The organism is Telluria sp. BA11 (assembly GCF_056680305.1).
The window spans coordinates 1255802-1272089 of sequence record NZ_CM155275.1 but is presented as its reverse complement, the minus strand read 5'-3'; the positions used below and the strand labels follow the sequence as shown (position 1 = coordinate 1272089).

Below are 16288 nucleotides of genomic sequence, written 5' to 3'. Positions count from 1 at the left end.
AACACTCCTTCTGCTTACCCAGAGTTTAGTGTGTTGCGTCGACCGGTTGAATCCAAGCCCGAATCCCTTTTGAGGCCATCTGCTTGGCCAGCGACTTGGTGAATGCCACCTCGAACGCCTTGGTCGACGCATAGTCAAGGAGTTTTTCCGGCGGATCGTAGGCCGTCTGCGACGACGTATTGATGATCACGCTGCCTGGCTTCATGTGCGGAATCGCCGCCTTGGTGATCCAGAACACCGCATACACATTGGTCTTGATCGTCCAGTCGAACTGTTCGCTGGTGATGTCGAGGATCGAATCGTGGTTCTGCTGGCGCGCAGCATTGTTGACCAGGATGTCCAGGCCGCCCAGTTCGCGCACGGCGGTTTCCACCATCTTCTTGCAGAACGCTTCATCGCGGATATCGCCCGGTACGGCCACGGCCTTGCGGCCGGCGTCACGGATCAATTGCATCACTTCGCGTGCATCCGGCTCTTCGGCCGGCAGGTAGCCGATCGCCACGTCCGCGCCTTCGCGCGCATACGCGATCGCGGCAGCACGGCCGATGCCCGAGTCTCCGCCCGTGATCAGTGCCTTGCGGCCAGCCAGGCGGCCACTGCCGCGATAGGTGGTTTCGCCGTGGTCAGGGCGCGGCGTCATCTTGCTGGCCAGGGCAGGCCATGGCTGATCCTGATTCGGGAACGGTGGACGCGGATAGCGCTTGGCCGCTTCGCGCGCGGCGCCGGCGGCCGGCTGGTTGCCGCTCGCGGCTTGCTGGGCCAGGGCCGGCATGGCGGCGGCCGAGGCGGCAACGCCGGCGGCCACGGTGCCGACGAACCGGCGGCGCGATGGCGCCATGTCTTGCGTGGTCTGGTTCTCGACCTTCTTGTCTTCCGAATGCATGCTTGCTCCTTGGATGTGGTGGCAGGGTGCCGATAGCGGTCACGACGTTGATAAAGATGTTAGTCGTTATCGAAAAGTCATGGTGTTCGGTAGCGGTGGAGCAATGTCTTGTAAGGGAAGTCAAAGACGCTTGAACGACAACAGGGTGCGAGCTTCATCGCGGTGATGAAAACTGAACTGGCGGGCCAGGCAGGTGTCGAACTCCGACTGTAACAAGGGAGCCCGCCGTGACATCGTTCAGATTCGTGAAATCAGGTCCGCGTCGCGCATTGCTCGACCAGCCCCGGCCGGCAAGGGCGATGGCGGTGCAGCACCAGCAGGGCAGCCTTGAGCGGCTCGCGGCCCTCATCGCAGACAGCAGGTCGACGCAACGCTGCTGCCCGCATTGCGCTAGCCGGCAACTGAACCGGCATGGCCAGGCCAATAACCGCCAGCGCTTTCGCTGCCGCCAGTGCCGCCGGACATTCAACGACCTGACCGGCACTCCGCTGGCGCGGCTGAGATTGCGCGACAAGTGGCTCGATTACATTGTCATGCTGCGCGAAGCCAGATCAGTGCGCGCAGCGGCGGCTCAGGTTGGCGTGCACAGCAATACCGCGCTGCGCTGGCGTCACCGCTTTCTGGACGAGACTGATAAAGAACGGTTGTGGCCCACTGACAAAGCTCGCCGCACACTGAAAAAGGCCACCACGAAGCAATGAAGTTCGCCACGACAGCCAGGGAATCCCGGTGCGTGCGTCATGAGGACGTGGTTCGGGCAGCGCCGCCAGTGCACTGCGCCGGAGTCGCTTGCCGCACCGTTGCCATGTTACCGGCATGCAGATTGACCTCGAGTCTGTCGCAGCTCGCAGCGATATGGCTGGTCATGGCATAAATCAGGGTTGCCATGCCGGTCATTTCGAGTCCTTCCTCGGTCATGACAAGCACGTTGTAGAGCAGACCGTCGCCCTGGCTTTCCATGACACTGCCATTGATCAGTTCCATGCCGAGACAACCGCCGAGGAACAGGCTTGCTGCCAGGATCATTCGGCGGCGGGTGGCGGCAGGCAACCGCAACATGAATTTGAGGAAGAACAGCGAAACCGTGAACGCGCCAATCAAGCCCGGCACGACCCAACTGAAATACATCAGGCCAAGGTTTGTGCCATTTGCCGGATCGGAGCCCCCCAGCATGGCGCGCATCGGCACAGTCATTCTTTCATGCACCTGGAAGCATTCATCGTAAGACAGAAACAGGAAGCCAGCCGCCAGGACAGTCCAGTAGATAGCGTCCCGGTCACCACGACTTTTTGCGTCCAGCGCAATCACGGCAAACAGGGCAGCGCTGCACAGTCCGAGGCACACCGAGAAAAACGTCGGAATATTGCCTTCGACATTGACGTCGAACAGAGGAACCAGGCCATAGACTGTGTCGTGCCCCAACCCCAGACGCATGACAAGACCTGCTGCGTGCGCGCACAGAAGACAGACGATGATCGTGCCCAGAAAGTAGGCAATCGAGCGGGGGCTGCTGGACAGGCGATAGGCGGACATATTGTTTTCTCCAAGATGATCGCCAAGAAATTTCTGTTCGAATAACAGGAACTGTACAGTTCTGTGACAAGACGATGACAACGGTAAGGCGGAGATTACCTTATTAATAAGACATCGTAAATGGTCAATTTCTGGTATGTAAAGACATCGTGCGGGCAGATTCTGGCACGGGATGCCAGGCACTGCGATGGCTGCGGCAAGCAACAATACGGACGTAAAAAGGCGCAGTCAGTGTTATCTGTTGATGACGCTGATAGCAATGCGGAGCAATTGTTCTGGAAAAATAATTCGCTCTCCATCCAACGCCCAGCGCCAGCCCAGGTAATTGGGCAGGTAGCGCGACGCCACGCCGCGAAAGCCCTGTAGCCAGGTCTTGAAACGCTGATGGTAGGCATTCACGTTCTGCACATGGATAGCAAGATTGCCCAGTCGCCTTGCACGCACACCGGCGTGCAGGTTGACCGTCTCGTGCGCGATCCTGTGCTTGCGTGCAAAGGCGCGGTAGGCGGCATGGCTGTCACTGACCAGCAACGCCTGCTTATCGAGCTTGGGCAGCAAGTTACGGTCGAGTTGCGCAGCCGTGAGTGCACCGCGGCCAGTAACGGCATCGATCGTGCGTCCCTCGCGGTCGCGGGCGACTAAGATGCAGTCGAGTTCGCTGGAAATGCCCGGTGTGGCAGCGCGGCCGCCATGGTGGCGCGGTGGCCGGTCAAGTGTGCGAGAACCTTTTTGTGATTCGAGCAGAAATGTTTCGTCGGCCTCGACGATGCCGTTAAGCGCTGGGGGGCGGTCGAGCTTGACCCAATGCAGGAAGCGGTGGCGCCAGCGAAAGGCCGTGGTGCGGTGTACGCTAACCCGGTTTGCTGCCTTGCGCACGGGGAGTGAATCGAGCAGCGTCTGAGAATACGCGAGCCATTTGGCCTTGAGCCTCAGCCGCGCCAGTGGCGTACCAGTCAGGTCGTTAAAGGTGCGACCGCAAGCGCAGCAGCGGTAGCGCTGCAAGTCGTTGGCGAACCCGTGCCAGTAGCAGCGCTCGTTGCCGCATCTGGGGCAGCAGCGGCCTGGCGCTCTGGCCTCACTGATGAGTTCGACTACCTGATCAAGCCCGGCTGCAGGATGCAGGGCATCAAGCACTTGCCGGCGCTGGGGTTGGTTCAGCGAAGGCAGTTTTGCAAACCAGCCCTTGAAACGTGGCGCTTTCATGATCGACTCCTGACGCTGGGGACAGGGGTTGGACCATTGGACTGCTCGTCAGTTCAAAGCTAGTCTCTATTTAACGCTGACTGCGCCCAAAAAAAACGGGTGACCCGGCAAAGCCGCGTCACCCGTTTTCAGGGCACTACCGAGTCGCTGACAATCAGTCGACGGTCGCGCCGCTGTCTTTCACGACTTTCGACCACTTGGTGGTTTCAGCCTGGACGAACTTGGCGAAGTTCTCAGGCGTGTCGCCCACGTACTCAGTGCCGGTGTCGGTCAGCACGCGCTGGAAGTCAGGCGACTTCATGACCTTCTGGGTTTCGGCATTGATCTTGTCGACCACGGCCTTTGGCGTCTTGGCTGGCACGAACATGCCGTACCACGCATACGACTCGATCGGCAGGCCGGCTTCGGCGAAGGTCGGTACGTCCGGCAGCAGCGGCGAGCGCTTGTTGCCCGAAACGGCGATCGGTTTCACTTTGCCGCTCTTGATGTGCGGCATGATCGCGATGGTGCTGTCGAACATGATCGGGATGTGGCCGCCCAGCAGGTCGGAAATCGCCGGCGCCGAACCCTTGTATGGCACGTGGACCATGTCCAGCTTGGTCACGCCTCGGAAGATTTCACCGGTCAGGTGTTGCGGGGTACCGTTACCGGCCGACGCATACGAGAACTGGCCGTTCTTCGACTTGATCAGGGCCAGCAGTTCCTTGACATTCTTGGCCGGGACCGATGGGTGGGCAACCAGCACCAGCGGCGCGCGCAGCAGGTTGGTGACCGGGATCAGGTCGGTCGCCGGGTTGAACGCCATTTTCTTGTACAGGCTCGGGTTGATCACGATTGGTGCGCTCGAGGTGATCAGCATGGTCTGGCCATCGGCCTTGGCGCGGGTGACCGCTGCCGAACCGATATTGCCGCCGCCGCCGCCACGGTTATCGATGACGAACGACTTGCCCAGCGCGGTCGTCAAGCCTTTGGCCAGCGGGCGCGCCGCGATGTCCGACGGGCCGCCTGCCGGCCATGGCACGACGACGGTCACGGTGTCGCTTGGCCACGTTTGGGCGAAGACGCTGGTGGAAAGAACGGTTGCCGCGAGAGCAAAGACAAGGGTTTTTCCGCTGGATGGGAAGACGCGCATGGTGTTGTCACCTCTATATAGTTGATTTGTTCCGATAACCTGCTGAGGCGATTTTACACGAACGGTCACGCCGGTTGCGTCATCTCAGGTGTAATCTTTTGTTTCTATGTGGGAATTTCTTGCAACAGATTATGGCGTGGTGCCAGCCTTGGGCTGCCCGGTGCTCGCTTCCCACACGACGGTCGGCGTCCACCCGGTGGCCAGCAGCGTGGCCTGCATCACGGTAGCGGCGTTGTCCCTTGCGGTATTCAGTATTGTTGGCTGGCTGCACGCGGCCTGCACCGCTTTTTGCGCCGTGGCCAGTACATTGTTCATGGCTGTGGTGCGCGTTTGCGCCGATGGAATGAACGCCTGCAAGCCCTGGTCGGTGATCGCATAGAAGTACGAGCCGCCCTTGGCGCGCGGTTCATGGTTGATGCGCGCCTGTAGCGGCGAGGGCGCCGGCAGCACGACCGTCAGCGTGCGCGCCGTGTTGTCGATGTCTTCGTAACGCGCCTGTCGCAGGTCGGTGGCCAGCGTGCAGTCGCCGCGCGCGACCAGCAGCACGCGGGTGCTGCCAAGCCGGACTTCCCATTGCGACCACGGGATGTCCACGGCATTCGGCTGCGTGAATTCGATCACGTCCGAATAGTTCATCTTGAGCGACACCAGGTGCCCCATCTTCTCGAGCGACACCAGCGGCGGCGGTGCGGGCGCTTCGTCGGCCGGGCGCTTGATGAGCGCGAAGGTAATGGCGGCAGCGAGGACGGCGACGAGCAGGATCGGCAGGTGTTGCGATGGTTTCATGGGCGGCAGAGGCGGGTGCGTTGGCGGAGTCGGCGGCCAGTCTATCCGATCCTGTGGATGGCTGTCGTTCACCGGTGTGCCATGAGTGCCTGCGGCATAATCACGTCATGACAGGAGGAACCCATGCCAGGTCTTACCGATGCCGCTGTTCTCGACGCGTGGTCACGCAATGTCGACCCCTGGACCACCGCCGTGCGCGGCGGTGAGATCGAAACGCGCACGCTGGTCACCAATGCCGCCATCGTCGATGCAGTGCGCAGCCTTGATCCGGCCACCGGCATCGATCTCGGTTGCGGCGAAGGCTGGCTGGTGCGCGCGCTACCGGGCGTGGCGATGGTCGGTGTCGATGCGATTGCCGCGCTGGTCGAAAAAGCCAATGCCGCTGGCGGCGGCGACTTTTGCGTGTTGTCGTTCGAGCAGATCGCGCAGGGCCAGCTGGCGCTGGCAGTCGATGTCGCAGTCTGCAATTTCTCGTTGATCGGCAACGAGGCGGTCGATGGCCTGCTGCGCGCGGCGCCGACCTATCTGCGCGAGGGCGGCTCGCTGGTCGTACAGACCGTGCATCCGCTCATGGCGTGCGACGATGCGCCGTATGTCGACGGCTGGCGCAGCGGCAGCTGGGCGGGCTTTTCCAGCGACTTCGCCGATGCGCCGCCGTGGTACTTCCGCACAATCGCGAGCTGGGTCGCGCTGTTCGCGGCAAACGGGCTGCGGGTCACCGCCATGCGCGAGCCGCTGCATCCGCGCACCGGCAAGCCGGTCTCACTGATCCTGATCGGGCAGCTGGAAGCGTGATGCGTCGATCGACCGCGCTTAGCGCAGCAGCTTGAGCCCCGGCGGCAGCGCATCGCCCAGCATGCGCGCTTCGCTGGCCTGATCCAGTTCCACGACCTCGCGCACCATCGCCGTCCACGCCGCTGGCGCGCCGCTGGCCGCCAGGCGGCGCAGCACGTCGCCACGCACCGCGTCATCGATGTCGCGCGAACGGTCGCCCGTCATGCGCGCGATATGGGCGGCGGCAAAGCCGGCCGGCTCCACCTTGCGCCAGTCGAGCAGCAGGAGCTGGCGCAGCCAGCCTTCGGCCACGTCGGGCGGCGCCACTTCGTGCGCGCTCGACTGGAACGACTGGCGCGCACCCACGCGGCCCAGTGCCCACAGATAGCGCCCGTAGCGCGCGCTGGCGCGGGCATCGAGCTTGCCGCCGGCAGGGATATCGGCGATCTGCTTGAACAGCCATTCCCCGATCTCGGCCTTGTAGGCCGATGGGATGCGTTCGAGCGACGCGCCCACGCGCAGCAGGTCTTCTTCGCTGCCGTCGACGAGGGTGACGGGCCGCCGGCCACGCTCGGCGGCATCGGCCTGCAGGTTGAACGCGAAATCGTCCAGCACGCGCAGTTGCGCGTCGAGCGACAGGCCGCCGGCCACGCGGCGCCACAGCGTCCACCATTCGGCACGCACCTGGCTGTCCTTGTGGTGCTGCACGCCCGCTTCGAACAGTGCCCACAGCCCCTCCATGCGCCACTCGTCGAGCGGGTGGCCGAAGCCGGGGCGCAGGCTGTAGCCGGCCAGGTTCAGCCACGCGCGCTCGTGCTCGACCGAGCGGCGCCGGCCTTTCGCGCGCGCCATCAGGGCGTCGAACAGGCGGCGCAGCAGCGGCGTGGTCCAGCTTTCGCGTGGGCCGAGCAGGTGTTCGAGGCCAGCACGCAATTGCTTGACTTCTTTCGGCTCGACCTGTTTCGAGCGGGCGCCGAACACGCGCTCGATCTTGTCGATTGCCGCGTCCAGGTTCGCGGGCAGGGCCTCGTCCGGCGCGTCGATATCGCCGTCATCATCGCTATTGCCACGCAACTGGAACGCGAGCTGCCAGCGCCCGCCGCCGTCTTCGGCGACGCAATGCATTTCGAGCGAACCGACTTCGCTCAGCGTCGTCACCAGGTGCACGGGAATCTCGGCCGTGGCGCCGGATCCTGATTTGCGCAGCACCGTCGCGATTGGCGGCAGGCGCACCACGTCCGCCAGGTCGAGATCGACCAGGTCGCCGGCCTGTGGCGCCGCGCCGGCATCGGCAATCGTCGAGACCAGGTGAAAGCGCACCGGCCGGCCGACGCGCAGCGCGAAGCTGCGGTTTGCCAGCGTGACTTCCGTGGCGGCTGGCGTGCCGCGTGGCAGCAGGCAGACGGCGCGCAGCAGGCCGGCGCGCGCCTCGCCGTCCAGGAGCAGGTAATAGTTACGGGCCGCGCCACTGTCGATGGCCGGCGCCAGACCCTGGCGCGCCAGCGCGTAGGCGACGCCGCCACGGGCGACGGCGATATCGGGATTCTCGTTGTGCAGCACGCGCAATGGCGCGTCACGCCAGCCGCTCAGCGTGTCGACCAGGCGCCTGGCCAGTGCGGCGCCCCTGAACACGCCGCCGTTGAGCAGCACCGTATCCGGAATCGGGATCGCGCCGCCATCCAGGCCGAGTGCTTCGCGCGACGCCGCTGCATGCTGGCGCAAAAAGCTCGCCAGATGCCGCGTGATGGCCGGGTCGCTTGCATACGGCAGGCCGAATTCGACGATGCCGGCGCGGGCGCGCGTCGGTTCTTCCTGCGCGGCGTTGAGCGGTAAAAAGCCATCGAGCACGATGCGCTCGATGTCGCTGCGCAGCAGGTCGGCTTTGCGAGCGGAGCCAATCAGGCGGCTGCCGGCGCCGAGCAGCGTGACGGTGACCGACTCGGGTGCGTCATCGGCCAGCAGTTGTTCCTTGGCGGCGCGGCAGCGTTCCGTGAGTTGGGCCAGCCGCGCGGCCGACAGGCGTGTGCGTGCGGCGTCATTGCCATTGTGGTCACCGGATTGTTCCGCCATGCGCGCTTCGATCAGGTGCGCCAGCGCCAGGTCCATATTGTCGCCACCCAGGATCAGGTGGTTGCCCACGCCGATGCGCGTCAGGTGCGGCTCGCCATCCCTGGTATCGACCTTGACCAGGCTGAAGTCGGTGGTGCCGCCGCCAACGTCGGCCACCAGCACCAGCCGCGCGTCGCCCAGATCGTCGGCCAGGCTGGCGCGATGGCGGTATAGCCAGTCGTACAGCGCAGCTTGCGGTTCTTCCAGCAGCGCGACCTGCGGCAGGCCGGCCAGCCTGGCCGCTTCGAGCGTCAGCGCGCGGGCACCTTCGTCGAACGAGGCCGGCACCGTGAGCACGATCTGCTGGCGTTCGAGGGGTTGTTTGGGAAAGCGCGCATTCCATGCGGCGCGCAGGTGCGCAAGATAGCTGGCGCTGGCGGCCACCGGCGAGACCTTGGGCACGTCGCTGTCGACACCCCACGGCAGTATCGGCGCCATGCGGTCGACGCCGTCGTGCGACAGCCAGCTCTTGGCGCTCGTGACGAGCCGGCCCGGCGTGGCCGCACCAAGCACGCGCGCCAGGCGCCCCAGCGCAACGCGTTCGACGCCGGCGACGTCCGCCTGCTGCCAGGGCAGTTGCAGGGCGCCGGGCGCGAGTTCATCCGGCCCCGGGTGGTAACGCATCGACGGCAGCAGCGGTGCGCCGGCCACTTCGCCGGGCGCCACCAATTGATCGATCTGGAATAACTCGATGCCGCCCGGGCCATTGCGGCCGTAGGCCAGCACCGTGTTCGTGGTGCCCAGATCGATGCCGACGAGCCAGGTCACTGGACCCCGGCCGCCGTACGCACGTCGAACTCGATCTTCCAGCGCTGGCCGTCACGCGCCACTGCCAGCAGTTCGAGCGTGCCGGCGTCCGTCGCCAGCGCATGCAGTTTTACCTGCACAACATCACCTGCTGCGCGGCCATCGGCCGGCAGCGTGGCCTGGATCTCGTTCATTTCGTGCAGCTCGTCCGGGCCCCAGAATTCGAGCACGTCGCCGATGCGGTCCTGGCGGCGCGTGGTGGAGCCGAAGAAGCGGAACGTGACCGGCTCGCCGATCACCAGGCCGAATTCCTGGCCCGGCAGTTCGAGTTCGCTGCCTTCTTCCATGCCAAACGGCGCCACGCACAGGGCTTCGAGTGGTGGCTCCATGCCCGGGATGGCCGGCATCGACGATTCGACGCCAACGTAGTACGAGCGCGCCGTGCCGCCGCGAATGCGCACGCCACCGCCACGCCGCGCGTAGCTGAAGTAGGCCGCGCCGCGCGCGACGGCCAGATCGAGATCGGCGCCTTCGAGCATGCGGGCCGGTTCGGCGCCTTCCATGTACAGCCAGTCGTTGATGGTGTCCATCACGCGCTGGGCCAGGATGCCGGATTTGAACACGCCGCCGTTGAACAGCACCGCGCTCGGGTGCAGGAACGTGTGGTCGGCCGTGACGCGGCCAGTGAAACCTTCGAGTTCGGCGGTGGCGCCGGCCTGGCGCGCGAGGAACGCGGCCAGGTGGCGCGTGATCGCGGCGTCCTGCGCATACGGCAGGCCAAGCTGGGTCAGGCCGGCGCGGGCGCGCACGGTTGGCCGGGCCGAGGCTTCCACGCGCGGGAAGAAGCCGTCGGTGATGAAGGCGGTGACTTCGTCGCGTGTGAGTTCGGTGCGGATCGAGCCGCCAATGAGTTTCGAGCCGCGGCTTGGCACCACGATTGGGTGCGTCGTCGCATTGGCGTCGGCCAGCAGCGCTTCCTTGGCGCTGCGGCAGCCATAGGTCAGCGCGCGCATCTGCCAGGCGTCGAGCTGCGTGCCGTTGGCAGAAAGTTTGCGGGCCACGAAGTGGGCCAGCGCCAGGTCCATATTGTCGCCGCCCAGCAGGATGTGGTCGCCCACGGCCACGCGGTGCGGTTCGAGCTTGCCATCGCGTTCGAGAATCGCAATCAGCGAAAAGTCGCTGGTGCCGCCGCCGACGTCGACCACCAGGATGATGTCGCCCGGTGCGACCTGCTTGCGCCAGCGGCCGCCGCTGCCCTGGATCCAGCTGTACAGCGCCGCTTGCGGCTCTTCGAGCAGGGTCGGCGTAAAGCCGGCCAGGCGCGCGGCGTCCAGCGTCAGCTCGCGCGCGCCCGGATCGAACGAGGCGGGGATAGTGACCGTGACCGATTGCTGGTCGAACGGTGCTTCGGGGTGCGCAGCGTTCCAGGCCTGGCGCAGGTGGCGCAGGTAGTGGGTCGATGCATCCAGTGGCGACACACGGGTGACTTCGTCCGGCGCATCCGTTGGCAGGATCGCGGCGCGGCGATCCACGCCCGGGTGGCACAGCCAGCTCTTGGCCGACGAGACCAGGCGGATCGGCGTGGTCGCACCGCGGTTGCGCGCCATCTCGCCGGCGATCGCCGACATGGTAGTCGCTTCGGTGTCGCTCCATGGCAGCGCGCGTTCGCCGGCCGGCAGTTCGTCCGGGTGCGGCAGGTACAGGAACGATGGCAGCAGCGGCAGCGCTTCGATCGTGCCGGGCGCGGTCAGTTGCGGGATCGGCAGCACGGCGTCGACGGCCTGTTCGCCATCGCTCGCCTGCAGGTCGACATACGACAGCGCGCTGTGGGTCGTGCCCAGGTCGATGCCGATGGCGTAGCGCGGCTCGGCTGCATGGTTCAGCGATTCGTTCGATGGGTCGTTCACGATGTCGTTCACAGTTCCACCTCCGCCGGGGCCAGCACGCGCGCATCGTGGCGCTCGGCCAGTTGCGGCAGCGTGACGCTGGCAGCGCGCCAGCCGCGATGGCTCAGGGTGCCGTTGAACGGCGCCGTGCCGACCACGTTGCCGGTCAGGCGCACGCTGGCGGCATCGAAGCCTTCGTTCAGCGTAACGCGAGCGCCTTCGGCTTCGCTGCGCACCGGTTCGATCGTGAAGTGTTCACGCAGCACGCGCGCACAGCCTTCGTGCACGACACGTGCGGCGGCGCCAATGTCGGCATCCGAATAGCTGGTGAGGTTTTCGTGGGCGAAGTCGATCAGGCGCGCTTCGCGCTGGAAGAGGCTCAGCAGCTGCAGGGCCGAATCCGGCGTCGGTGCGCGCAGGGGCGTCGGTGCTGGCGCTGGTTTTACGACAGGTGCAGGTGCCGGTGCCGGGGCCGGCACTGGTGCCGGAGCGGCGGTCGGGCCGACGCCGTCATCGCGCACGCGCGCAGCGAATTCGGCGTCGCCGAGCGATTTGAACAAGGCGCCGAAGGCGATCGACAAGCGGCTGAAGAAGCCGGGCAAATTGGTCTGTTGGGTCATGGTTGTTTTGATTGGTCAGTGCGAAAGCGGCGACCCGGCGCATCCGGCGCCAGAGAATGCCGCTCCCAAAAGAGGCGCATGATACCAGCAGGCGCACCGTTAGCGCACTGACAAGACATGGTCAGGGTTGGCCGACAGCGCGCGCGCCGCTCGTCAGCGCTGCTGCGTAATCGGTGAAATCGCCAAGGCCGCGCTTGATGATCGTGACGAGGGCGGGCAGGGGAGCGGCCTGGTAATCCCATTCGGCGCGGCAGAATTCGCCGGTGCGCTTGAGGTTTTCGGCCACGATCGGGGTGATCCAGCCATGCTCGGCGAGCAGCGTGATGACCTCGCGCTCGTCCTGCGCTGGCCCCAGGTGCGCGCAGCCGATCACATGGTCGCCCATCTCGATCGCCGCTTCCCAGGCCCGGATCACGTTGAGCGTGGCCGCATCCTGGCGCGTGATGTCGTCGGTGAACGTCGTGGGGTCGCGCTCGTATTCTTCGCGGGCGCGGTTGCAGCAGCGTTCGATGATGCCGGCTTTCTTCAGAAGAAGATCGGTACTCACTGCGTTGCTCATTAACAACTCCATGATCACTGGACACCAAGAAGATATATGGCGCCAAAGCGCCGATCTACAAGGTGCGGATACGGTAGACAAAATGAAAAGCGCTTGCCAAGCCCCGTTTCAACGAGTACTGTACGTTTATACAGTACTTGCATTGTTATCACTATCATGAATCCTTCTTCCATCTTTGCTGCACCAGAGGCATTGCATCCATCGCTGTGGCGTGCCTCGCAGCTGGCGCATGCCGACACGCGCTGCATCGACACGGGCCATGCCACCTTGTCTGGCCAGTTGCCGGGCGGTGGCTGGCCCGGCGGCACTCTAGTCGACCTGTTGCTGCAACAACCCGGCATCGGCGAAATGCGGCTGCTGCGCCCGGCGCTGGCCGCCTGCGCATCGCGCCGCATCGTGCTGCTGCAACCACCCCATCCACCCCAGGCGCTGGCGCTGGCCGCGCTGGGCCTCGATCCATCCCAATTGCTGTGGCTGCGCTCGACGCGCAGCGCCGATGCCTTGTGGGCGGCCGAACAGGTCTTGCGTAGCGGCAGTTGCGGCGCGCTGCTGTTCTGGGCCAACCACGTGCGCAGCGACAGCCTGCGCCGCCTGCACCTGGCGGCGCAGGGTGGCGAAACCCTGTTCTTCATGCTCCGTCCCCTGTCTGCCGCGCAGGATGCATCGCCCGCGCCGCTGCGCCTTGCGCTGCGCCCGGCCGCTGGCGGCATGACGGTCGACTTCATCAAACGCCGGGGACCGCAGCGCGACGCGCCGCTGTTCCTGCCCCTTGGTTCTTCACTACTGCAACGCCATGCGCCTCTGGATCGGCCTGTATTTGCCCCAGCTACCGCTCGAAGTCTTCAGCCCACGCTGGTGCAATAGCAGTAGCAATGGCGGCGGTGCCGATGGCGCCGATGCTGCCGACGCTGCTGCTGTTGCTGTAGCTGCTGCTGCTGCGGGCGATCCCGGCATCGTGGTTCTGGAACAGGAGCGGGTGATGGCCCTGTCGAAGGCGGCGCACATCGAAGGCGTGCTGCCCGGCATGCGGCGTGGTGGCGTGCTGATGCTGATGCCCGACGCGCGCATCGTCCAGCGCAGCCACGAGCGCGAGGCCGAGGCCTTGCAGGCAGTGGCGATGGCGATGCTGCAGTACACGCCACAAGTGGCGCTGGCCGAAGAAGCCACGCTGCTGCTCGACATCGGCGCCAGCCTGCGCCTGTTTGGTGGCATCCGGCAGTTGTGCGCGCAGGTGCGCGCCAACCTGCGCACGCTCGGCTTTACAGGGTGCATTGCCTGCGCGCCCACCGCGCGCGGCGCCTGGCTGCTGGCGCGCCGCGATGCCGGGCGTGCGGTCAAGATGGACTCGCTCGTGCGGCGGCTCAATCGTCTGCCCGTGAGTCTGCTGCCGCCGGCGCGGCCGTTCGCGGCCTGGTTCGATGGCCTGGGCTGTCGCCGGCTGGACGAATTGCAGCGCCTGCCCCGGCCCGGCCTGCAACGGCGCTGCGGGCGCGCGCTGCTCGACATGCTCGACGCCGCGTATGGCCACAGTCCCGAACTCTTGCAATGGATCGAGCCGCCCGAACGCTTCCAGGCCCGGCTCGAACTGTTCGACCGGCTCGAACACGCCGACCTGCTGCTGGCCGGCGCCCACCATCTGGTGCTGCAAATGACGGGCTGGCTGTGCGCGCGCCAACTGGCAGTCGAACGCATCCTGCTGCTGCTCGAACACGAGCGGGGCAGGGTGGCCTGTCCGCCCACGGCGGTCGAGGTCGCGCTGGCCGAACCCACGTGGCGCGACGAACACCTGATGCGGCTGCTGCGCGAACGCCTGGGCAAGCTTGAACTCGTCGCGCCCGTGATCGGCATCCGGCTCGAAGCGCAGCAGTTGCAGGCGATGGCGCCGCCGACCGATTCGCTGTTTCCCGATCCCGGCGGCAGCGAAGAAGACCGCATGCGCATGATCGAACTCCTGGTCGCGCGCCTGGGCCCCGACAACGTGCTGCAGGCGCTGCCCCATGCCGATTACCGGCCCGAGATTGCCAACGCCTGGGTGCCGGTGCACGAGAAAATGAGCGCGGCGGCGCGCGCGGCGCAGATGCCGCCCGACGTGCAAAGCCTGCCCCGGCCAAGCTGGCTGCTGGCCAAGCCGCTTGCGCTATTGATGCGCGACCACCGGCCGTTCTATGGCTCGCCATTGCGGGTGGCGTCCAATCCCGAACGCATCGAAGCGGGGTGGTGGAGCCAGACGCAAACGCGCGATTACTTCATTGCCGAAGGCAAGGACCACGCGCTGTACTGGATCTATCGCGAACGCATCAATGGCTCGGGCGAGGATGCGGCGCCGCGCTGGTTCCTGCATGGCTTGTTCGGGTGAGGCGATGCCTGTCAACGTGTCGCCAGCGCGCGGCAGCGAACGGACCGTTTGCCACTGTCAGGCATACTTCAGCGATCGACAGTCGACAGGAGAACCCATGAAACCATCCATTCATCTCACCGCTCTAGCCGCCTTTGCATTCGCCGCTTCCGCCCACGCCGCCACGCAGCAGACGCTTGAAACGTCCGGCTTTACCGTCAAGATCGTGCAGCAGTGCGAAGAGGGCAATGTCACCTGCGACGACGTGCGCTACACCGGCACCAGCAAGAAAACCGGCAAGGCGATCAAGCTGCGTGGCAAGACCATGCACTCGATGGCAGCCGATGGCGTCACGCCCGGCGCCTTCCAGGGCTATGTGTTTCGCTCGGGCCGCGTGAACTACACCGTGTTCGCCGATGGCCGGCTGGTGGTCACCGAGGGCAAGAAAACGCTGGTGAATCAGCGTGGTGAATGGAAATAGTCCTGGTCTCCACGCCTGACAGGTCGAGGATGGTCACAGGTGTTACCGGCTGGCTGATGAATGAGGTTGATGGAATTACGCGCCGCATGGATTTGCATTCGTGCACAATCAATCTCGCCGACATATGTCGGTCAACAATTTGGGGTAAATGATGAGCAGAACGCCAAACGACGACCGCAGTGATAGCTTGAATCCAAACAGTGATACGCACGATTCGAGCCAAGATAATCGTTCAGACCAACTAAATCCTAACAATGAACGATATCAAGGTAGCGACGAGTCGGAGGACGAAGACGACTAAGCACGTAAAGCGCGCGGCCAATTCCGCGCGCCTTTTCATTGTTACACTGCCTGTGCCGCTTTGCGCGGGTTCAGCTCGTTCAACGCCTCGATTTCATTGTTCGCGACGATAAAAGGCACATGTCCGAACTGGTGCTTCGCTCAGTCAAACCGCTGACGCTCAATCCGGCGCCAGCAACTGTTCCAGCCGGCGCGGATAGTGATTCAAAAAGTCGCGCGTCACGGCGTAATGTTCCGTGTCCTCATAGGCGATCTCGGCAATGCCGTTGCCGTCGAATGCCAGGATTTTCGCGCCAGGATACGCAAGCAGAATCGGCGAGTGCGTCACGATGATGAACTGCGACTGTTCCTGCACCAGCATGTGAATCGCCCGCAATGCGGCCAGCTGGCGATTGGGCGAGAGCGCCGCCTCGGGTTCATCGAGCAGGTACAGGCCATTGCCCCTGAATTTGTCGAGCAGCACACTCATGAATGCTTCGCCATGCGAGCGCGCATGCAGCTGCTTGCCGCCATAGCCGGTGGTCTGCGGCATCTGGTCGAGGTAGGTCGCGAGATTGTAGAAGCTCTCTGCCCGAAGAAAATAGCCGTCCTTGGGCCTGCGCGTGCTGCGCGACATCCGAATGTGATCCGCCAGCCGGGTGTGCTCGCCGGACGTGTTCAGCAAGCGGTTGTTCAGCGTGCCGCCTTCGATGCCAAAGCCGAGTGCCAGCGCAATCGCTTCGAGAATGGTCGACTTGCCGCTGCCATTTTCGCCAACGAAGAAGGTCACGTCGGCGTGGAACTCGATCGATTGCAGTTCGCGCACGGCAGGAATGTTGAACGGGAAGTCATCGAAGCCGACTTCGTTGCCGAAGTCGGCCCACACGCGTTGCAAGTAAGGCTTGGCGCTGAGGCGATGCATGGTGAAGGCTCAGGAATCGGCAGTGCCGCCAGTGTGCCA

The 16288-nt window shown here is 64.6% G+C and carries 13 protein-coding genes and 2 pseudogenes; 5 read left to right on the top strand and 10 right to left on the bottom strand.

The genetic code is table 11. The features are described 5' to 3' along the window. Positions 1-58 precede the first annotated feature (58 nt). Positions 59-883: pseudogene (locus tag AC1MGT_RS05555) on the bottom strand (SDR family NAD(P)-dependent oxidoreductase); the annotation flags it as partial. Positions 884-1128: 245 nt separating this feature from the next. Here AC1MGT_RS05555 and AC1MGT_RS05550 point away from each other — a divergent pair. Then, positions 1129-1405: pseudogene (locus AC1MGT_RS05550) on the top strand (IS1/IS1595 family N-terminal zinc-binding domain-containing protein); the annotation flags it as partial. Between the two features lie 216 nt (positions 1406-1621). Here the strand turns inward: AC1MGT_RS05550 and AC1MGT_RS05545 are convergent. The 4 genes from AC1MGT_RS05545 to AC1MGT_RS05530 all read right to left on the bottom strand — a co-directional run bounded on the left by AC1MGT_RS05545 (position 1622) and on the right by AC1MGT_RS05530 (position 5537). Next, positions 1622-2416, bottom strand: coding sequence for a DUF8692 domain-containing protein (locus AC1MGT_RS05545; RefSeq protein ID WP_499503345.1), 795 nt, complete (start codon positions 2414-2416; stop codon positions 1622-1624). A gap of 234 nt (positions 2417-2650) precedes the next feature. Then, entirely contained in the window at positions 2651-3619 is a 969-nt protein-coding gene (locus AC1MGT_RS05540; protein ID WP_499503344.1) for an IS1595 family transposase, read from the bottom strand. Between the two features lie 154 nt (positions 3620-3773). Beyond that, a complete protein-coding gene (locus tag AC1MGT_RS05535) occupies positions 3774-4751 on the bottom strand; it encodes a Bug family tripartite tricarboxylate transporter substrate binding protein (RefSeq protein WP_499503343.1) in 978 nt (325 codons plus the stop codon). A 129-nt stretch (positions 4752-4880) separates the two neighbouring features. Beyond that, positions 4881-5537: a DUF4230 domain-containing protein gene (locus AC1MGT_RS05530; RefSeq protein ID WP_332531421.1), complete on the bottom strand. Its 657-nt coding sequence runs from the start codon at positions 5535-5537 to the stop codon at positions 4881-4883. A 123-nt stretch (positions 5538-5660) separates the two neighbouring features. Here AC1MGT_RS05530 and AC1MGT_RS05525 point away from each other — a divergent pair, with 123 nt between their 5' ends. Further along, positions 5661-6332: a class I SAM-dependent methyltransferase gene (locus tag AC1MGT_RS05525; protein WP_499503342.1), complete on the top strand. Its 672-nt coding sequence runs from the start codon at positions 5661-5663 to the stop codon at positions 6330-6332. A gap of 18 nt (positions 6333-6350) precedes the next feature. Here AC1MGT_RS05525 and AC1MGT_RS05520 read toward each other — a convergent pair whose 3' ends face one another. The 4 genes from AC1MGT_RS05520 to hepT form a co-directional block, all read right to left on the bottom strand. After that, positions 6351-9188 carry an Hsp70 family protein gene (locus AC1MGT_RS05520; RefSeq protein WP_499503341.1) on the bottom strand — a complete coding sequence of 946 codons (2838 nt, stop codon included), beginning with the start codon at positions 9186-9188 and terminating at the stop codon, positions 6351-6353. Then, on the bottom strand, positions 9185-11086 hold the full coding sequence (locus AC1MGT_RS05515; protein WP_499503340.1) for an Hsp70 family protein: 1902 nt from the start codon (positions 11084-11086) through the stop codon (positions 9185-9187). Before AC1MGT_RS05515 ends, AC1MGT_RS05520 begins: the two co-directional genes overlap by 4 nt. Beyond that, positions 11083-11673: a DUF2760 domain-containing protein gene (locus AC1MGT_RS05510; protein ID WP_499503339.1), complete on the bottom strand. Its 591-nt coding sequence runs from the start codon at positions 11671-11673 to the stop codon at positions 11083-11085. The genes AC1MGT_RS05515 and AC1MGT_RS05510 overlap by 4 nt, the downstream gene beginning before the upstream one ends. A 121-nt stretch (positions 11674-11794) precedes the next feature. Continuing rightward, a complete protein-coding gene (gene hepT, locus AC1MGT_RS05505) occupies positions 11795-12232 on the bottom strand; it encodes a type VII toxin-antitoxin system HepT family RNase toxin (protein WP_499503338.1) in 438 nt (145 codons plus the stop codon). A gap of 156 nt (positions 12233-12388) precedes the next feature. Here hepT and imuA point away from each other — a divergent pair, with 156 nt between their 5' ends. From imuA to AC1MGT_RS05490, 3 genes are all read left to right on the top strand, one after another. After that, positions 12389-13096: a translesion DNA synthesis-associated protein ImuA gene (imuA, locus tag AC1MGT_RS05500; protein ID WP_183555614.1), complete on the top strand. Its 708-nt coding sequence runs from the start codon at positions 12389-12391 to the stop codon at positions 13094-13096. Beyond that, on the top strand, positions 13026-14588 hold the full coding sequence (locus AC1MGT_RS05495; protein ID WP_499503337.1) for a Y-family DNA polymerase: 1563 nt from the start codon (positions 13026-13028) through the stop codon (positions 14586-14588). The genes imuA and AC1MGT_RS05495 overlap by 71 nt, the downstream gene beginning before the upstream one ends. A 97-nt stretch (positions 14589-14685) precedes the next feature. Then, entirely contained in the window at positions 14686-15048 is a 363-nt protein-coding gene (locus tag AC1MGT_RS05490; RefSeq protein ID WP_499503336.1) for a hypothetical protein, read from the top strand. Between the two features lie 460 nt (positions 15049-15508). Here the strand turns inward: AC1MGT_RS05490 and AC1MGT_RS05485 are convergent, their stop codons facing one another. Next, positions 15509-16249 carry an AAA family ATPase gene (locus AC1MGT_RS05485; RefSeq protein ID WP_499503335.1) on the bottom strand — a complete coding sequence of 247 codons (741 nt, stop codon included), beginning with the start codon at positions 16247-16249 and terminating at the stop codon, positions 15509-15511. Between the last annotated feature and the right edge of the window lie 39 nt (positions 16250-16288).